The sequence below is a fragment of the Dermabacter sp. HSID17554 genome, assembly GCF_003989295.1.
GTDB classification, from domain to species: Bacteria; Actinomycetota; Actinomycetes; order Actinomycetales; family Dermabacteraceae; genus Dermabacter; species Dermabacter vaginalis.
Genome location: NZ_RBLW01000003.1, coordinates 14,975 through 32,417 on the forward strand (window position 1 = coordinate 14,975; position 17,443 = coordinate 32,417).

Genomic DNA, 17,443 nt, shown 5'->3' on the forward strand with positions numbered 1-17,443 from the left:
CGGCCGCACACTAGGGTGGCTATCGGCGACGTGAAGCGAGGCACGTCACCTCGTCGCGAGAGCGCGGCCGGCAAAAGGGGAGAGTGTTTACGCGTCCCCGTCAAACAGCGACGTCACCGAACCGTCGTCGAAGACCGCGCGGATGGCGCGTGCGAGGAGCGGGGCGATCGAGAGGATCGTGAGCTTCTCGAACTGCTTCTCCTCGGGCACGGGAAGCGTGTTGGTCGCGATGACCTCGCGCACGCCAGAGTTCTTGAGGCGCTCAACGGCAGGGTCGGAAAAGATCGGGTGGGTCGTTGCAACAACAACGGACTTCGCCCCGTTCTTCGTGAGGGCTTCAACGGCCTGCACAATCGTTCCGGCCGTGTCGATCATGTCGTCCACGAGGATGCAGGTCTTGCCCTGCACATCACCGATGATCCGCTTGGCGACGGCCTGGTTGGGGCGGCGCGGATCGCGTGACTTATGCACGAAGGCAAGGTTCACACCGCCGAGGCGCTTAGCCCACTTCTCAGCGACGCCGATACGGCCGGCATCCGGGGAAACGACACAGAGGTCCTCTTCGCCGTAGGTTGCCTCGACGTATTTGGCGAGGATCGGCATCGCCATGAGGTGGTCAACGGGACCGTCGAAGTAGCCCTGCACCTGCGGGGCGTGGAGGTCCACCGAGACGAGGCGGTCGATGCCAGCGGTCTTGTAAAGGTCGGCGACGAGGCGGGCCGAGATCGGTTCGCGACCGCGATGCTTCTTATCCTGGCGCGCATACGGGTAGCTCGGGGCAATCGCCGTGATGCGCTTGGCGGAAGCGCGCTTGAGCGCGTCCACCATGATGAGGTGCTCCATGAGCCAGTTGTTGATCGGTGCGGGATGCGACTGGAGAACGAAGACGTCGGCGCCGCGCACGCTTTCGCCGTACCGCACATAGATCTCGCCGTTCGCGAAATCCCACGCGTCCATCGGGAGAAGGTCAACGCCGAGTTCCTTGGCGACTTCCTCGGCAAGAACGGGGTGAGCACGTCCCGACACGAGAACGAGGTGCTTTTCTCCGCTGGTGATGATGCCACTCATCGTTTTACTTCTCCTCGGTGGTTGCGTTTGCAGAGTTGTGGTCAAGCGCATTTTCGGCGGCTTCGGCCGCGGCAGTGCCCGCGCGCTTCGTGAGCGTCCACCCCTCAGTAATTCGAGGCTTGGTGTTATTGACGGCGAGTGCGCCCGGCGGGACGTCCTTGAGAACGACCGTGCCGGCTCCCGTCGCCGCACCGTCGCCGATCGTCACGGGCGCCACGAGAACGCTGTCGCTCCCCACGCGCACGTGCTTGCCAACGACGCTCCTGTGCTTGTGCACCCCATCGTAGTTCGCGAAAATTGTTGCCGCGCCGATGTTTGTCCCCTCACCGATCTCGGCATCACCCACGTAGGAGAGGTGGGGAACTTTGGCACCATCGCCGATCTGGGCGTTCTTCGTTTCGCAGAAACCGCCAATCTTGCCGGCCTTGCCGAGCACGGTTCCGGGGCGCAGGTAGGTGAACGGGCCAACGGTCGCGCCCTCCCCGATGACGGCACCAAAACCGTGGGTGCGCACAACCTCGGCTCGGTCGTGGATGGTGACGTCCGTCAACGTGGTGTCTGGTCCGACGGTCACCTCACTGCCAATGACGCAGCGTCCGTGCAATTGCACGCCCGGAAGAATCGTCGTGTCCTCGCCAATTTCGACATCGGGATCGATGAAGGTCGAGTGGGGGTCGATAATGCTCACGCCGGCGCGCATGTGCCGCACAAGGGTGCGGCGATTCATTTCAGCACCCAGGGCACTCAACTGCACGCGGTCGTTTGCGCCTTCAACCTGGATCGGATCGTCAGTGACGTAGGCGCTGACCTTCTTTCCCTCGGCACGCGCGATGCCGGGGACGTCGGTGAGGTACATCTCGCCCTGCGAGTTATCGGTACCGACCTTCGTGAGCGCTTCGCGCAGGAACTCGAGGTCGAATGCGCAGATGCCCGAGTTGATTTCGTTGATGGCGCGCTGCTCTTCGCTCGCGTCCTTGTGCTCCACGATGGCGTCAACCTGGGTGCCATCAGCGCTTCGCACGATTCGGCCGTATCCCGTCGGGTCCTCGACGCGCGCGGTAAGGATCGACACGCTCGAGTGGCTTGCCTCGTGGGCCTCCACAAAAGCTCGGAGGGTGTCACCTTGAAGGAGGGGCACGTCACCGTACGTCACGAGCACGGTTCCGACGGCTGCCTCGACCTTTTCGAGACCACACTGCACGGCCCGGCCTGTCCCGGGGATCTCATCCTGATCGGCGACCGTAACCTCGGGGGCATTTTCCTCGAGATGAGCGAGCACCTGTTCGCGTTTGTGGCGCACGACCGCAACAATCTCTTCGGCTCCCGTTGCACGGGCTGCGGTAATGGCGTGCATGAGCATCGAGGTTCCACACACGGGATGGAGAACCTTCGGAAGTGCGGATTTCATACGTGTCCCGGCGCCTGCCGCGAGAACGACAACTGCTGCGGGCGAGTGAGTGACCACGGGAGGGTGCTCCTTGTATCCGGTGCGATCAATCCGGTGATGGATCGTTCCGCGACCAGGACTCGAACCTAGAATACCAGAACCAAAAACTGGGGTGTTGCCGATTACACCATCGCGGAGGGGCCCGAGGGCGCCGAAGATAAGCCTAGCCCCTCAAGGCCCGCGAGCGAAAAAAATCCACACCGCGGCGTGAGAAAATGTTACGCATGTCTGATTCACGCTCTCCCCGCGCCCGCTCCCCTCGCATGACGGGGCGCCAGCGCCGCGAGCAACTTGTCACCGTTGGCCGCTCGCTTTTTGCACAGAAGGGCTATGACGCGACAAGCGTTGAGGAGGTCGCGGCTAAGGCAGGAGTCTCGAAACCGATCGTCTACGAGCACTTCGGTGGCAAGGAAGGGCTTTACGCCGTCATTGTCGATCGCGAAACCGACCACCTCCTGCGCGTACTCGAGGAAGCACTTCAGGACGTTCACCAGCATCCGCGCGTTCTCGTAGAAAAGGCCGCGCTCGCCTTCCTCACCTACATCGAGGAAAACGAGGACGGATTCCAGATTCTCGTGCGCGACTCCCCCGCGACGCAAACATCGGGCACGTATTCGGCGCTGCTCGTGGACGTTGCACACCAGGTCGAGGACTTGCTCGTCAAACACATGCACGCACAGAAATACACGTCCCTGTATGCAGCGATGTATGCGCAGATGCTCGTGGGGATCGTCTCCTACACGGGACAGTGGTGGCTCGAGGCGAGCCGCCCCTCGAAAGAGGTGGTCGCGAGCCACATCGTCAATCTCGCGTGGAACGGTCTTCGCGGCCTCGAAGCCAGCCCTCAGCTCCTCACCGTGGAGGGCAAGACGAAGACGAAATAACTCTCAGGAGACAGCATCTGACTGTGACATAGCCCTTATATAATTGGGGCTGTCGGCCCCTACCAGAGGAGTTTTCGTGGGTTTCATTCAAGCTTTCAAAGACGCACTCGGCGGCAGCTTCGCCGATCAGTGGAAGGACTATCTGACCGTCCCATCGGGCCTCGCGCCCACCGCGGCGCTCTTCCCCGCGGTTCCGCGTGGCACCAATGCTGGCCGCGGCTCAAACACCCGCGGGAGCGAGAACATTATCTCGAACGGCTCGCGGATTGTCGTGCCGGCCGGTTATGGCCTCATCACCCTTCAGGACGGTCGCGTGACCGGTCTCATCACCGAGGCCGGCGGCTACGAGTGGCACTCGGGCGACCCGAATTCGCGCACAATTTTCGCGAACGACGGGATTCTCGCTTCGACCCTCGGCACGTCGTGGGAGCGCTTCAAGTTCGGTGGTCAGCCCGGCTCGCAGCAGCTCGCGTTCTTCGTGAGCCTCAAGGAGCTTCCGAACAATCGCTTCGGTACGCAGTCGGAAATCTACTGGGATGACCAATACATGAACGCGCAGGTTGGTGCCGTTGCACGCGGCACCTACACGATGCGCATCGTCGATCCCCTCCTCTTCGTTCATAACTGGGTGCCCGCCACCTATATCTCGGCGAACGCCCCGGTGTTCGACTTCACGGATACGAACAACGACGCTGCGAACCAACTGTTCCAGGAAGTCGTGTCCTCGCTTGCACCAGCGTTCTCCCGCTACACGAACGACCCGGATAAGAACAACCGCATCACGAAGATCCAGTCCGATTCCCTCGGCCTCGCAGCCTCGCTCTCGAGCGTCGTCGAGGAAAACTACCGCTGGACGACCGACCGCGGCCTCGTCATAGAGAAGGTCGCGATCGCCTCGATCGAGTACGACGAGAACACCCGCAAGCTCCTCAAGGACGTCCAGGCAGCGGACGCTCTCTCGGGCAACCGTAATCAGAGCTTCGTCAACCAAGCGGTGGCGCGCGGCGTGCAGTCTGCGGGCGAAAACGGTGGCGGGGGCACGGGTCTCGCCATGATGGGTATGGGCGCCGGGGCCGTGGGCGGCTTCATGCAGCCCGCGCAGCCGTCGGGTCCCTTCGCGGGCCAGGGCCAAACTCCGCAGGGTCAGCAGAACCCACAGGCGCAGACCAGTCAGGGTGCTTCCGGAGCCGAATCGAGCCCCGCGGAGAAGCTCGCTCAGTTCAAGGAGATGCTCGACCAGGGTCTCATCACCGAGGCTGACTACGAGGCCGCGAAGAAGAAGGCACTCGGCCTTTGACCTACGCACCTGGCACGGGACCGGTCCCCACACCTTATGAAGGCCAGGGGGCCGGTTCTGCACGCCCGAGGCCCGAAGGAGCACCTCACGTGAGCGGCCCCGATCTCAACGACGTGAACGTCGTCAAGGGGCGCACCGCCGCTCAAGACATCGTGGATACGCTCGTTGAGCCCACCGCCGAGCGAGTCATCAATACCGCGAGCGGGAAAACCGACGGGTTCGACAAGTGCCCGAGGTGCGGCTCGACCGACATCGGCTATTCGCTCCAACACCAGGCACTCGTGTGCCGGTACTGCCGCTTTGAGTTCAACGAAAAGATCGCGGAGACGGCCTTCGGGCTCGACTCCCCCATTGAACAGCTTCGTGGCACCGTGCGCGGTTCGGGCACGAACGACATCGCGGTCGATGCCTCAGTCGTGACGCTCAAGTGCCAGGGCTGCGGCGCCGAGGTTGTTATCAAAACCAACGAGTCACTGCAGGCTCGCTGCCACTGGTGCCGCCAGGTGCTCTCGCTCAATCAGCAAATCCCTAACGGTGCGGTCCCCGATGCCGTGCTGCCTTTTGCGCTCACACACGAGCAGGGCGTCGCGAAGGTTCGCGAGTTCGCGGGCGACCGGCGCTTCTTCGCCACGAGCCAGTTCAAGTCGAACTTCACACCCGAAAATGTCGTGGGCGTCTACGTTCCCTACATGACCGTTGATGGCAACCTCACCGCTACCGTCGAGGGCCGGGGTGAAGTGACTCTTCGCCGCTACACGAGGCGCGTAAGCGAAAATCAAACCGAGCGCGTCTCGGACATCCAGGAATACACGCTCGGGCGAAAATTCGATTTCACGGTGGACGATCTGATCGCGGAAACCAACAGTTCACGCGCGAACATGAACACGAGCGTGAATACCAACAACGTCCTCAACGCGATTCTCCCTTTCGACACCAAGAATGCCGTCGCCTACAACTCGAACTACCTTGCGGGCTTCACCTCGGAGCGCCGTGACCTCGATATCGACGACATCGACGACACTGTCGAAAACAACTTCCTCTCGATCGCTCGCTCACGCGCCGACCTCATGATCCGCGACTACGACCGCGGCGTTCGTTGGGAAAGCGAAGGGCTCGAGATCCACGGCACGCGCTGGGTTGCGCTCTACCTTCCAATCTGGCTGTACAGCTACCAGGATGAGCGCAATGGTTTGATCCACTACATTGCCGTCAACGGCCGAAACGGTCGCACCATGGGTTCCGTTCCCGTAGACAAACTCAAGCTCTTCGGCTGCGCCGCAATCTCCGCGATCGCAACATTTGCCGTCACTCTCCCTCTCGCACTCGGGGCGGTGGTCCTATGAGAACTGCAGTCGCCATACACGAGCTCCTTACGCTCGGTCACGTCCTCGCTGATTCGAGTTCCGGCAGTGGGGACGCGAGTGTCGCCGTCATCGCGGCCCCGTTCGTTCTCGCGTTCGTCGTTTTTACGTCGGTGTACTCGTTCTTCTATTTGCGTTACCGCAACACGGACAAGAAATACCGCTTCGAGAGTGAAACGCGCATTGGTGTCTCGAACGTCCAAGCTTTTGATAATGCCGGGCGGCGCCGCAACGGCGTCAAGAGCACGACGATGTCGGGGCGCAATAACGGTAGTCCCCGCGAGCGTGTTCGGCGCATGTCGGTGTGATGCCGCTTCACGCCTCGTCGATCTGTTCGAGGATCTCGAGCCAACGTTCTTCGCACTCGGCGATCTCGTCTTCACGCTCGCGCACCTTCTGGCCAAGCACGGTCAACCCTTCGAAATCAGAAGGGTCGTGCGCGGCAAGTTCCGCGTGAATGTTCTCGATCTGTGAGCGGAGCTTATCGATGCGCCGCTCAATCGCATTGGCTTCCTTCTCTGCGGCTCTGCGCTCCGCGCCGGAAAGGCCGCTGGAAGAGGCCGAGGAAGCGTCGGATTTTGCACTGCCGCCGCCCGCACCCGCACGTTCGTGTTCTTCCTGTGCGCGCAGCTGAAGGTATTCGTCCACTCCGCCGGGAAGGTGGCGGAGAGTTCCTCCGATCACCGCATACTGCTGATCGCTCACGCGTTCGAGCAGGTAGCGATCATGCGACACAACGATGAGGGTCCCGGGCCACGAATCCAGCATGTCCTCGAGGGCCGTGAGCATGTCGGTGTCAACGTCGTTCGTAGGCTCGTCGAGAATGAGCACGTTCGGTTCACTCAAAAGCACAAGCAAAAGCTGGAGGCGCCGACGCTGGCCACCCGACAGGTCACCCACACGCGTGGACAGATGATCCTTGGCAAAGCCGAGACGTTCGAGAAGCTTCGCCGGCGTGAAGTCTTTCCCGTCGATCGTGAAGGTCGTCTTGGTGCGCGCGAGTACGTCTCGCACTCGATCATCCGCGATCTCTTCAAGTTCGCGAAATTGCTGGTCGAGCACCGCCACCTGGACGGTCTTCCCACGCTTCACCCGACCTTCGGTAGGTTCGAGAGTGCCCGCGATGAGGCCCAAAAGCGTGGACTTACCGGCGCCATTCGCGCCAAGAATGCCGGTGCGCTCACCGGGCGCAATGCGCCAGGTGACATCCGAAAAGATCGTGGTGTCGCCGTAGCTCACGCCGGCATCGATGAGGTCAACAACGTCCTTGCCAAGGCGCGCCGTCGCAAGTCGTTTGAGCTCGAGCGGGTTGCGAACCTCGGGCACGTCGGCGATGAGCGCGTTGGCGGCCTCGATACGGAAACGTGGCTTCGACGTGCGAGCCGGCGCTCCGCGGCGCAGCCACGCGAGCTCCTTGCGCGCAAGGTTTTGGCGTTTTTGTTCGGTTGCGGCGGCGATGCGGTCACGCTCGACTCGCTGGAGAACGTAAGCTGCGTACCCGCCTTCGAAGGGCTCGACGATTCCATCGTGCACCTCCCACGTGCTCGTGCACACTTCATCGAGAAACCAGCGATCGTGAGTGATGACGATGAAAGCGCCCTGGCCAGCGCCCCAGCGGCCTTTGATATGGCGGGCAAGCCAGTGGATGCCCTCGAGATCGAGGTGGTTTGTGGGCTCATCGAGGCCGATCACGTCCCAGTCACCCACAAGCAATTGTGCGAGGGCCACGCGGCGGCGCTGCCCACCCGAAAGCGCGCCAATGCTCCGCTCGAAAGGGATGTCGGAGAGGAGTCCCTGAATGATGTCGCGGATTTTCGGGTCGGAAGCCCATTCGTGTTCGGGGGCATCGCCCACAATCTCATGACGCACGGTCGCGTTCTCGTCGAGCGAATCCGACTGGGAAAGCAAGCCCATGCGTACGCCGTTTTTGGGAGTGACCCGCCCGCTATAGGGCTCAAGTTCCCCAAAGAGAAGGCGAATGAGGGAGCTCTTACCATCGCCGTTGCGGCCAACGATCCCGATTCTGTCGCCCTCGAAGATGCCGAGGGTCACGGAATCGAGAACGACCCTATTCGGGTATTGCAGGTGCAGCTGTTCGGCGCCGAGAAGAAGACTCACACCGAGAGCCTACGCGTACTCGCCAAGGCCCGTGAAATGCACACGACCGGGTTGTGACCTCTTACGAGAGGTCACGTGCGGCGTTCGCGATCGCGATGAACTCAACGACCTCGAGCGTTTCACCGCGGCGCTGAGGGTTGATGCCGGCGCGTTCGAGGATTTCGCCCGCACGCTCGCCTCCCCCGGCCCACGTTTTGAGAGCCGCCCGCAATGTTTTACGACGTTGGAGGAAGGCCTGGTCGATCACCTCGAAGACTTCCTCGCGAGGTGCTTCCCCCGGCTCCCTCACCCGGTCTCGACGGACGCGCACGAGAGCGCTATCGACGTTCGGCTCGGGCCAGAAAACGCGCCTCGAGATGCGGCCCGCGAGTTCGCTGCTTCCGTACCACGCGGCTTTCGCGCTAGGGGCGCCGTAAATCTTTGAACCCGGTTTCGCAGCGAGACGCTCGGCGACTTCGAGCTGCACCATCACAAGAGCCTCAGTGAGGTCATCGAAGCGCTCGAGAATGGTCAAGAGGATGGGAGTCGCGACGTTATACGGGAGATTTGCCACGAGGCGCGTGGGTGCGTGAGATGCCGCCTCGGGGATGGGAAGTTCCGTAAGGGCGAGCGCATCGCCCTTGACGAGGGAAAAACACGCGAGGTCAAGGTTCTTCGCCTCGACGGTCAAGGGCAGGATTTCGGCGAGGGCGCCGTCAAGCTCAACCGCCCCCACGTGCGCGCCAGCCTCAAGCAAGCCAAGGGTGAGAGAGCCGAGCCCCGGCCCCACTTCGAGCACCACGTCGCCTTCGCCCACGCCGGCCCGCTCGACGATGGCACGCACGGTGTTCGCATCGAGCAGGAAGTTCTGCCCTCGTTTTTTCGTAGGGGTAATTCCGCGGTAGGCGGCAAGCGCCCGGATATCCCGAGGGGTGAGCAACCTCGTGCCCGCGTCGAGCGCGGGAAACTCCTCGCTCACCCCTCGGCCCCCGCAAATCCGTACACTTCGCGCTCGGTTGCGAGGACCCCGGCGCACGCTTCTTCAAGACTTACGCCCTTCGCTTCGGCAATCACGCGCATCGTGTGCGGAATAAGGTAGCTCGAGTTAGGGCGGCCGCGGTATGGCTCTGGAGTGAGAAACGGTGCGTCGGTCTCCACCATGATGCGGTTCAACGGGGTCACGGCAAGCGCCTCGCGCAGGTAGGCGGCGTTCTTGAACGTTGAGGTGCCGGAAAACGACAGGTAAGCCCCGCGTTCGAGCGCCTCTCGCGCAAATTCTGCATCGCCGCTAAAGCAGTGGAAAACCGTACGCTCGGGCGCACCCTCCGCATCGAGAACGTCAAGAACGTCCCGGTGGGCGTCACGATCATGTATCTGCATCGGCAAACCCTTCTCTTTCGCCAGCGCAATGTGCATGCGAAAACTTTGGATTTGCGCGTCACGTTTCTCAGGCTTCTTCTTCGACGTGCGGAACCAGTCCAATCCTGTCTCGCCAACGGTCACCATTCCGGGCGTATCGAGTAGCTCGGAAATTTCGGCGATCGCCTCGTCGAGTGAGCAGAGCTCCTCGCCACTACGGCCCTTACCCGTCAGGACGTGGTTCACGGCATCGTTGGGGTGGATCGAGACACCGCCTCGAAGACGCTCCCGCACGAAAGCGCGGTGCTCTTCGGCGACATGTTCGCCGCGCATGACCTCGGCCGTCCAGCGCGCCGAGGGAAGGTCGCAACCGATCGTAATAATGCCGCGCACGCCCACTCGATCTGCCCACGCCACATGCTCCTCGATTCCGTGGGAGCCTTCGCCGTCGGAAAAATCGAGATGTGCGTGGTTATCGATCACGGCACCGGGCAGAGCTTCGGGCGGTTCAGGCCACGAGAGGTCGCGGTGGTGGCCGGTCTCGGCGGTCGCGGAACGGGTGTTCACTGCCTTAGTCATGGGGCTAGTCTAGTGCGGGGCGAGCGTCGGACCCCCGGCCCAGCGCCCAGCCTCGCACGGCCGTGAAGCCCAACACACGCGGCCCCTACCCGCGCGCACGACGCGCGAAAATGTGGTTAGATTGATTCCTGTTGTGCGTGGGCGCGCCCCTTACGGCGATCTCTTGTGGATCAAGCCCGCCACTACCCCGATTTTCACGCAGTTCGAGCAAGGAGCGCATCATGGCAGTGCCTAAGTATAAGATGTCCCGGGCCCGCACCCGTTCGCGCCGCGCGAACTGGAAGGCCGAGACCACCGATCTCGTTAAGGTCACCGTGCGCGGTCGCACCGCCTCGGTCCCGCGCCGCCTCGCGAAGGCGTACCAGCGCGGCCTCATTGAGATCGACGGCTAATTTCAGCACGTCGCGAAGGGCGCTCCACCTGCGGGTGGGGCGCCCTTTCGGTTTAATCGTTCTTTCTTTCGAGGGCCGCATCGTAGAGGTCTCGCGCCGAAACGCCCTGGTGCGCGCGGGCCACAGCCTTTGCTGCGTCTTTGAGGCGCTCCCCCGATTCCGCTCGCTCGAGCACAAGCGCGGCAAGATCAGCCGGGTCTTCCCCGCTCGGCGGCGCGGGTGCCACGACGATCACAATTTCCCCAAGAACCTCGTTCGCGCGCGCCCATTCGACGAGTGAGCTTAGCGGGCCCCGCACGATTTCCTCGTGGGTTTTCGTGAGTTCGCGCGCCACGCAGGCATCGCGTTCCTCACCGAATACTTCGGCCATGGCCTCGAGGGTGTCGCGGGTGCGCCGCGGCGATTCAAAAAAGAGCAGAGTGCGCTGTTCGTGCGCCAGTGCTTCGAGGGCGGTGAAGCGTTTCCCGGCGGTCCGTGGAAGGAATCCCTCGAACGCAAAACGATCGGGGGCGATACCCGACTGTACGAGAGCGGTGAGCGGTGCTGAAGGCCCGGGAAAGACTTTCACGGCGATGCCCGCGCGGTGTGCCGCGTCGACGGCCCGGAAACCAGGATCGGAAACAGCGGGCATGCCCGCGTCGGTCACGAGCAGCACCTTTTGGCCTTCGCGCGCGGCATCGAGCAGTACCTGGGTTCGCTCCCTCTCGTTGTGCTCGTGGTAGGCGAGCGTGGGCGCCGTGAGCCTCACCCCGAGTTCGGTCGCGAGCCTCTTGACGCGGCGCGTGTCCTCAGCGGCGATCAGATCGGCTTCTCGCAGAGCAACGACGAGCCTGAATGACGCATCGAGAGGATTTCCGATGGGCGTTGCGGCAAGTGCGATAGTTCCAGGTGTGAGCACGGTTTTGTTCTCGGTTTCCACCGTGCGATCCTATCGCGCGGCCCTCTAGTATGGCCTGGTGAGTAAAAGGAAAGCGATGCCAAGCGGCGGCTCTACAGCGGTGCCCACTACAGGAAAACGCGCCGCACGGCCTTCATTCGAGAAGCCCCGCGGATTTTTCGGTCTGAGCGATCGGGCGACGACGTGGATTCTCGCCGCGGTGCTTGCTGTGTGGGCTGGGGCGCTGCGCCTTTACAAACTCGGCCACGTCAAGACCCTCATCTTTGACGAGGTGTATTACGTGCGCGACGCCTACACGCTTCTTCGCGAAGGCCATGAGCGCGCGTGGGCGAAAGACATCTCGAAGGCCGCATTCGAGCGCGGCGACATCGACTCGTATCTCCCTGATCCGCAGTACGTGGTCCACCCGCCGGTCGGGAAATGGGTGATCGCGCTCGGCGAGTGGGCCCTTGGAGCCGATAATCCGTGGGGCTGGCGCATCACCGTGGCCGTCCTTGGAACGCTTGGCGTGCTCCTGTTATTTTTCACGGTCCGACGCTTGCTGCAGAATACTGCACTCGCGTTTCTCGCGGGATACCTGCTCTCTATCGACGGCGTTCACCTCACCCATTCCCGCACAAGCCTTCTCGACCTCATTCTTGGTTTCTTCTGCCTTCTCGCGTTCTACTTTCTCCTGAGGGACCGCGATCACTTTCGCGATGCGCTCGGGCGGATCGAGGGCGCTGGGGAAGGCTTCGGGCATGTCACTGGGGTGCGCTGGTGGCGCATCGCCGCAGGGGTCTCGCTTGGCCTCGCGTGCGGCGTGAAGTGGTCGGGGCTCTACTTTCTTGCCGTGTTCGGCATCATGACGGTGCTGTGGGACTGGACTGCGAGGAAACGCTACGGCGATCCTCGCTGGAAACTTCGCGGCTTCGCACTCGATGCGATCCCCGCATTTTTTGCGATGGTGGGCAGTGCGTTTATGACCTACGTGCTGTCGTGGAGCGGATGGTTCGCCTCTCAAGGCGGGTACTTTCGGAACTGGGCAGCAGAGAATGCTCACGCCTCGAATCCCGTGAGCGAAGCACTCCTCTCACTGTGGCATTACCACGAGGAGATGTACTCGTTCCACGTGGGGCTCGATTCGACCCACACGTATGCCGCAAAGCCGTGGCTGTGGCTCCTTCAGCTTCGCCCCACAAGCTTCTACTACGAGTCGTACACCTACGGCGAGGCGGGATGCGAGGTAGAGAAGTGCTCGGCGGCCATCACCAATATCGGCAATCCGCTCATCTGGTGGTTCGGCACTTTCGCGCTTCTCGTCACGCTCATCGTCGCAATCGCTAAGCGCAACGGAACGGGAGCAGCAATTCTCTCGGGCATCATCGCCGGCTACCTGCCGTGGTTTCAGTATCTTGACCGCACGATCTTTCAGTTTTATTCGGTCGTGTTTGAGCCGTGGCTCATCATGGCGATCGTGTTCGTGTTCGCTCTCATGTTCGGGGGCCACGCGGCGTCACGGGCAAGGAAGCGCATCGCGCTTTTGGCGATCGCTTCACTCGTGGTCACGATGACACTCATGTCGATTTTCTGGTGGCCACTGTGGACCGCCCAGGTCATTCCCTACGACCTGTGGCGGGCCCACATGTGGTTCGATTCGTGGATCTGAATGAATCGCGGCTGATTCTTTAAGCGGCTTGCTCGACCTGAAGCCACTCACTCTTTTTCGCGAGGAAAGCCTTCGCCGCGGCCTTCGCGCCCTCGAGACTGTGGTGGGCACCCCAGCCGCACTGGACTTCGTTCGCGGCGGGGACTTCGCTCGCCCCGAGCAGGTCGTTCAGGGTCGCCTCCACGAGCGGAGCAATCTCCTCGCTCGTGTGCTCGCCGCGCATGAGCATGTAGAAGCCTGTGCGGCAACCCATGGGCGAGATATCGAGGATGTCTTCGCTGTGGTTGCGTGAGAACTCCGCCATCATGTGCTCGAGCGAATGCACCGTCTCAGACTCGAGGGCGTCCACGTTCGGCTGGGTGAAGCGGATGTCGAACTTGGTGAGAACGGCGCCGCCAAGGTCCTTGCGATCGGCGACGCGGATGTAGGGCGCCGCTACCGTTCGGTGGTCGAGATTAAAGCTTTCAACGTTCATGCGGTCGTTCATCGTGACTTCCTCAATGGTCTTTCTTCGTCATTTCCGTTCCATCCTAACGACGCGAGCTTCGCGCAGTGCGGCCCCGTACCACGCCTTGAAACTCCTGTCGCACGTCGTCGTCGGCATCCTTTGGCCACACGAGCGCGATGCGTGTACCTTCGCGCTCGGCAAGTGGCCGGTAGGTGGCATCCTTGCGCGCGTGAAGGCGCGCGAGGGACATGGGCATAACCGCGTAGCCGTGACCTGCGGCGACTGTCGCGACGGCTCCCTTCGCACCGCCGCATTCCTCGAGGCTGAAGTGGTGCTCCCCCTCGAGATCCTCTTCTGCAATCTCGTCGAAAAGGCTTAGCGGGTTGTCCTTTGCCACGACGGCGACCGGTCTCTCCTCCCATAGAGGAACGGCATGAACCTCCTCCCGCTCAAGCACGGGAGCCTCACCGCCCGGGGCAGCGGCCCACGGCAGCCGTGCGAAGACCATGTCGACCGCACCGCTCGAGAGTGCTTCTTCGGGTGCGCGAGCATCGAGCGGAATCAATTCCAGTTCGACCCTCTCCCGGCCCGTGCGCCAGCGCCGCGCGAAAACATCAGGTTCCACCCCGGGGATGAATCCCACCCGGAGCGCAGGAGCAACCGTTTGGTCGTCTGTCTCGCACCGAGTCACTTGATGATCGACACGGTGAAGGGGTAGGTGTAGGCCTCACCGTTATTGGCCTTCATCGCGGCAATAATCGGCACCACGATCGTTGCCACGAACACCGCCAGCCCAATGATCGCGGCGATCACCACGAAGAGGAGCGGAACGAGGAGGAACGACAGGAACGTTCCAATGAAGAAAAAGCCCCACGCAATGACGCTGTACACAAAAAGATTAATCGCGAAGTTGAGTGCACCCGCCGACGCGTTGCGCACAAATGGGCTCTTGTCGCGGTAGAGCAAATAGATCACGAGCGGCCCCAGCCAGCCGAGCCAGCCGGCCGAAACGACAGTGGCCACAAGCGCGCTGAGATGCGCGAGAATCGCCCAGGTGCGCTCATCGCTCGTCACACCACCGGGGCCGGTAGGGCCGCTAAAGCCAGGTGCACCGGTGCCCTTGTTGCCGGATGTGGGATTGCTAAAGCCGTATGGATTCGAGGGTTGTTCACTCATGGTGGGCTCCTTCATCACGTAGGGATCGTTCACATCGAGACGTGTGGATTCGGTCAAGCAAGGAATCGAGCTCTTCGTAGCGCTTCGCGCTCGCGCATGCAACGTAGGCGGGGCATTCCTGGGGCACAACCACGGTAGCGTTGCTGCCCTCGGGACGGCATGTCCAGGTGCGCACGCTGCCGCCAGCTTTCTCGACGATATGGAAGCCGGCGGCGATATCCCACGGGTTAATGCGCGTGAGTGTCGTGGCGTCGGCCCAGCCTGCGGCCACAAAGCAGAGCTCAAGCGCTGCCGAACCGAGATTGCGAACCGCCCCGGCCTTCTCGAGGAGCGCATGGCGCTCGCGCTCAGCAAAGGCACGGTCGTCGCGCAAATCGCGCAACCCGGGGAATCCGGTGAGCACGAGGGCATCGGCGAAATCGCGCTCGGGGTTCGGCCCGAGGCGTTCCTCGCCGAGGTAGGCGCCGCTGGGATCCGACCAAAACTCACGCCCGAGAGCGGGAGCATTCACGACACCGCCCACGAGAAGACCTTCGACGGCCACGCCGATCGAAATAGCGTAAAGCGGGTTTCCCGTCGCAAAGTTCGAGGTGCCATCGATCGGGTCAACGTAGAAGGTTACGGCACTCGTTCCTTCGAGTGTTCCTCCCTCTTCGCCCACGATGCTCGCTTTCGGGCATCGCGCAAGCAAAACCTCCCGGATACGGTCCTCGCACGCGCGGTCGTGGATCGTCACAATGTCGTGGGCGTTCGCCTTGTACTCACGTTTAACCGGTCCGGCGCCGACTTCGGCGAGGTATCTTGCGGCAGCGGCGGCCGCCTCGCGGGCAATAGCCGCAAGCTCCGCGTGCTCAACTGTGTTTGCCGTCGCCGAAGAATCCGTGTTCACGCGTCTATTCCATCACAAAGGTTTCTCTCAACCTGGAAGCGTGTCTTTGCGTCCGAGAACCGTGCCATGCCGTCAGCGTCGCGGCTCGACCTTGACGGGAGCCGATTGCAGGATCGTCGCCTTCTGCCCTTCCGCAACCGTTCCCCGCGCTTCCTCGTGCGCGCTCAACTCAACGGGGACGTCCTCGACATAGACCACGGGGCGGTGCCCGATCCTAGAGAGGCCACGAATGATCCCCGCACCGGATGCGGCCGAAGGGCTCTCCTCACGAAGGCGCAGGGCCCGAGGATCGATCAACGCTCGCGCTGGGCCAAGCCTGCACTCTCCCGCCGCTTCGAGAGCGATGCCTCCGCGCGTCACGAAGATTCCGCGCGCCCGAACTTCGCCCTCCACCCATTGAAGGCCTGCAAGCTCCGCGAGAAACTCGGAATGCGGCGAAGCGAGGGCAGCGTCGCACTCCCCTACTTCGACCACGCGCCCAGACTCGAGAACACACACGCGATCCGCCCACGCGAGAACATCGAGTAAGTCGTGAGTCGCGAAAACAAGCGTGCGCGAACGTGAAAGTCGAGCAATAAGGCCGCGCAGCTCGCGAGCGGCCCGCACGTCAAGCGCTGCCATGGGCTCGTCGAGAAGAAGCACGCGCGGCTCAATCGCGAGGGACCTCGCAAGCGAGCATTTTTGCGCTTGACCGCCCGAGAGTGTCGCGGGGCGCCTGTGCTCAAGCCCCTCAAGACCCACCTCCGCGGCGAGGGCGATCGCTTTCGCGCGAGCAGCACGCTTCTTCATGCCGCCACTCACGAGCCCATAAGCGATGTTGTCGAGGACGCTCATGTGCCCAAAAAGGTGAGCGAATTGCGAGAGAGAAGCAAAGCCGCGCCGGTGAACGGGCACTCTCGAAAGTTCCCTACCGTCGAGCGAGACCCGCACTCGAGTTCCTCGACCCTCACGAAGAACACCCGCGGCTGCCTCGAGAACCGTAGATTTTCCCGCGCCGTTCGGTCCCACGAGCGCAACGTGCTCCCCCGCGGCTACCTCGAGACGAGCCTCGACGCCGCGCTCGGGGCACACCACTTCGACCGTGAGTGTCATCGCGCCTCACCCTCCCCGTTCAACGGGCCACGCGCGTAGGCAAGAGACACCACAATGAGCGAAAACGCCACGAGCAGGATCGAGAGCCCCACGGCGTGCGAGAGATCAGCCTCGCGAGCCAGGTAGATCTGGAGTGGCAGCGTGCGAGTGGTGCCCGCGAGAGAACCGGCCACGGTGAGGGTCGCTCCGAACTCCCCGAGCGAGCGCGCAAAGGCGAGCGTGGCGGCAATGAGAAGAGGGCCGGTAAAACGAGGGAGAGTCACGGTGTGAAGCACGCGCATCGGTCGTGCCCCAAGCGTTGCCGCAACCCTCTCCTCAGCAAACCCTCGCGCACGAAACGCACTTTCGAGCGTCAGCACCACGAACGGGAGGGACACGAAAGTCTGCGCGAGCACGACCGCGCTCGTCGTAAAAACGACCTGCACACCCACGGTCTCAAAAAGGGGTGAGAGGAGGCTCTGGCGGCCATACGCGAGTACGAGCGCAAGTCCCGACACAACGGGCGGGAGAACGAGGGGAACGAGTACGAGAGCCCTGAGAACTGCGACGAGGGGACCCGTAGCGCGTGCGAGCACGAGGGCGAGGGCACATCCGAGCGCGGTCGAGAGTATGCACGCGAGGCTCGCCGTAGCGAGAGAAAGCGCGGCGGCAGTGAGATTTTCGGGTGCACTCGCGAGCGCCGGGAGGCTCGCCCATTGCGTTCCACGTACGAGGGACAGGAGCGGGAACAGGGTGCTCAGGCCCGCCACGAGTGCGAGGAGTCCGACGGTTGCCGGAAATCGCGTTCCACCTTTACGGTTCACGGGAT

General features: G+C 62.5%; 18 protein-coding genes and 1 tRNA gene. 6 read left to right on the top strand and 13 right to left on the bottom strand.

The features are described 5' to 3' along the window. Window positions 1-87: 87 nt before the first annotated feature. From D8M36_RS05710 to D8M36_RS05720, 3 genes are all read right to left on the bottom strand, one after another. Entirely contained in the window at window positions 88-1,068 is a 981-nt protein-coding gene (locus D8M36_RS05710) for a ribose-phosphate diphosphokinase (RefSeq protein WP_065247658.1), read from the bottom strand. Window positions 1,069-1,072: 4 nt separating this feature from the next. Continuing rightward, window positions 1,073-2,533: a bifunctional UDP-N-acetylglucosamine diphosphorylase/glucosamine-1-phosphate N-acetyltransferase GlmU gene (gene glmU, locus D8M36_RS05715; protein WP_126847436.1), complete on the bottom strand. Its 1,461-nt coding sequence runs from the start codon at window positions 2,531-2,533 to the stop codon at window positions 1,073-1,075. A gap of 47 nt (window positions 2,534-2,580) precedes the next feature. Then, a tRNA-Gln gene (locus D8M36_RS05720) sits at window positions 2,581-2,652 on the bottom strand. Window positions 2,653-2,739: 87 nt separating this feature from the next. On the opposite strand from D8M36_RS05720, the gene D8M36_RS05725 reads away from it, so the two are divergent. The 4 genes from D8M36_RS05725 (at window position 2,740) to D8M36_RS05740 (ending at window position 6,365) form a co-directional block, all read left to right on the top strand. Beyond that, a complete protein-coding gene (locus D8M36_RS05725) occupies window positions 2,740-3,399 on the top strand; it encodes a TetR/AcrR family transcriptional regulator (protein ID WP_174233103.1) in 660 nt (219 codons plus the stop codon). Window positions 3,400-3,475: 76 nt separating this feature from the next. Next, window positions 3,476-4,696, top strand: coding sequence for an SHOCT domain-containing protein (locus D8M36_RS05730; RefSeq protein ID WP_126847438.1), 1,221 nt, complete (start codon window positions 3,476-3,478; stop codon window positions 4,694-4,696). A gap of 89 nt (window positions 4,697-4,785) precedes the next feature. Beyond that, window positions 4,786-6,039 carry a TFIIB-type zinc ribbon-containing protein gene (locus D8M36_RS05735; protein ID WP_238638398.1) on the top strand — a complete coding sequence of 418 codons (1,254 nt, stop codon included), beginning with the start codon at window positions 4,786-4,788 and terminating at the stop codon, window positions 6,037-6,039. After that, a complete protein-coding gene (locus D8M36_RS05740) occupies window positions 6,036-6,365 on the top strand; it encodes a hypothetical protein (protein WP_126847442.1) in 330 nt (109 codons plus the stop codon). Before D8M36_RS05735 ends, D8M36_RS05740 begins: the two co-directional genes overlap by 4 nt. A 7-nt stretch (window positions 6,366-6,372) precedes the next feature. On the opposite strand, the gene D8M36_RS05745 is transcribed toward D8M36_RS05740, so the two are convergent. The 3 genes from D8M36_RS05745 to D8M36_RS05755 all read right to left on the bottom strand — a co-directional run bounded on the left by D8M36_RS05745 (window position 6,373) and on the right by D8M36_RS05755 (window position 10,092). Beyond that, complete coding sequence (locus D8M36_RS05745) at window positions 6,373-8,175, bottom strand: ABC-F family ATP-binding cassette domain-containing protein (RefSeq protein ID WP_126847444.1); 1,803 nt, start codon at window positions 8,173-8,175, stop codon at window positions 6,373-6,375. A gap of 61 nt (window positions 8,176-8,236) precedes the next feature. Then, window positions 8,237-9,133: a 16S rRNA (adenine(1518)-N(6)/adenine(1519)-N(6))-dimethyltransferase RsmA gene (rsmA, locus tag D8M36_RS05750; protein ID WP_126847446.1), complete on the bottom strand. Its 897-nt coding sequence runs from the start codon at window positions 9,131-9,133 to the stop codon at window positions 8,237-8,239. Next, the gene (locus D8M36_RS05755; protein ID WP_126847448.1) at window positions 9,130-10,092 is read right to left on the bottom strand and encodes a TatD family hydrolase; all 963 of its coding nucleotides are present in this window, start codon (window positions 10,090-10,092) and stop codon (window positions 9,130-9,132) included. Before D8M36_RS05755 ends, rsmA begins: the two co-directional genes overlap by 4 nt. Window positions 10,093-10,313: 221 nt before the next feature. Between D8M36_RS05755 and rpmF the strand changes: the two genes are divergently transcribed. Next, window positions 10,314-10,484, top strand: a complete 171-nt coding sequence (rpmF, locus tag D8M36_RS05760) for a 50S ribosomal protein L32 (protein ID WP_074297124.1) — start codon at window positions 10,314-10,316, stop codon at window positions 10,482-10,484. A gap of 52 nt (window positions 10,485-10,536) precedes the next feature. Here the strand turns inward: rpmF and rsmI are convergent, their stop codons facing one another. Further along, window positions 10,537-11,403: a 16S rRNA (cytidine(1402)-2'-O)-methyltransferase gene (gene rsmI / locus D8M36_RS05765; RefSeq protein WP_126847450.1), complete on the bottom strand. Its 867-nt coding sequence runs from the start codon at window positions 11,401-11,403 to the stop codon at window positions 10,537-10,539. Window positions 11,404-11,440: 37 nt separating this feature from the next. Between rsmI and D8M36_RS05770 the strand changes: the two genes are divergently transcribed. Then, the gene (locus D8M36_RS05770) at window positions 11,441-13,030 is read left to right on the top strand and encodes a dolichyl-phosphate-mannose--protein mannosyltransferase (protein ID WP_126847452.1); all 1,590 of its coding nucleotides are present in this window, start codon (window positions 11,441-11,443) and stop codon (window positions 13,028-13,030) included. 19 nt (window positions 13,031-13,049) lie between these two features. Here the strand turns inward: D8M36_RS05770 and D8M36_RS05775 are convergent, their stop codons facing one another. The 6 genes from D8M36_RS05775 to modB form a co-directional block, all read right to left on the bottom strand. Continuing rightward, window positions 13,050-13,517, bottom strand: coding sequence for an S-ribosylhomocysteine lyase (locus D8M36_RS05775; protein WP_126847453.1), 468 nt, complete (start codon window positions 13,515-13,517; stop codon window positions 13,050-13,052). 43 nt (window positions 13,518-13,560) lie between these two features. After that, entirely contained in the window at window positions 13,561-14,169 is a 609-nt protein-coding gene (locus D8M36_RS05780) for a LysR family transcriptional regulator substrate-binding protein (protein ID WP_126847455.1), read from the bottom strand. After that, window positions 14,166-14,654 carry a DUF4870 domain-containing protein gene (locus D8M36_RS05785; RefSeq protein WP_161970213.1) on the bottom strand — a complete coding sequence of 163 codons (489 nt, stop codon included), beginning with the start codon at window positions 14,652-14,654 and terminating at the stop codon, window positions 14,166-14,168. The genes D8M36_RS05780 and D8M36_RS05785 overlap by 4 nt, the downstream gene beginning before the upstream one ends. Beyond that, complete coding sequence (locus D8M36_RS05790; RefSeq protein WP_126847459.1) at window positions 14,647-15,543, bottom strand: inositol monophosphatase family protein; 897 nt, start codon at window positions 15,541-15,543, stop codon at window positions 14,647-14,649. The genes D8M36_RS05785 and D8M36_RS05790 overlap by 8 nt, the downstream gene beginning before the upstream one ends. A gap of 72 nt (window positions 15,544-15,615) precedes the next feature. Further along, complete coding sequence (locus D8M36_RS05795; protein WP_126847461.1) at window positions 15,616-16,635, bottom strand: sulfate/molybdate ABC transporter ATP-binding protein; 1,020 nt, start codon at window positions 16,633-16,635, stop codon at window positions 15,616-15,618. Then, window positions 16,632-17,438 (bottom strand): molybdate ABC transporter permease subunit, encoded by an 807-nt coding sequence (gene modB / locus D8M36_RS05800; protein ID WP_126847463.1) that lies wholly within the window; start codon window positions 17,436-17,438, stop codon window positions 16,632-16,634. The genes D8M36_RS05795 and modB overlap by 4 nt, the downstream gene beginning before the upstream one ends. Between the last annotated feature and the right edge of the window lie 5 nt (window positions 17,439-17,443).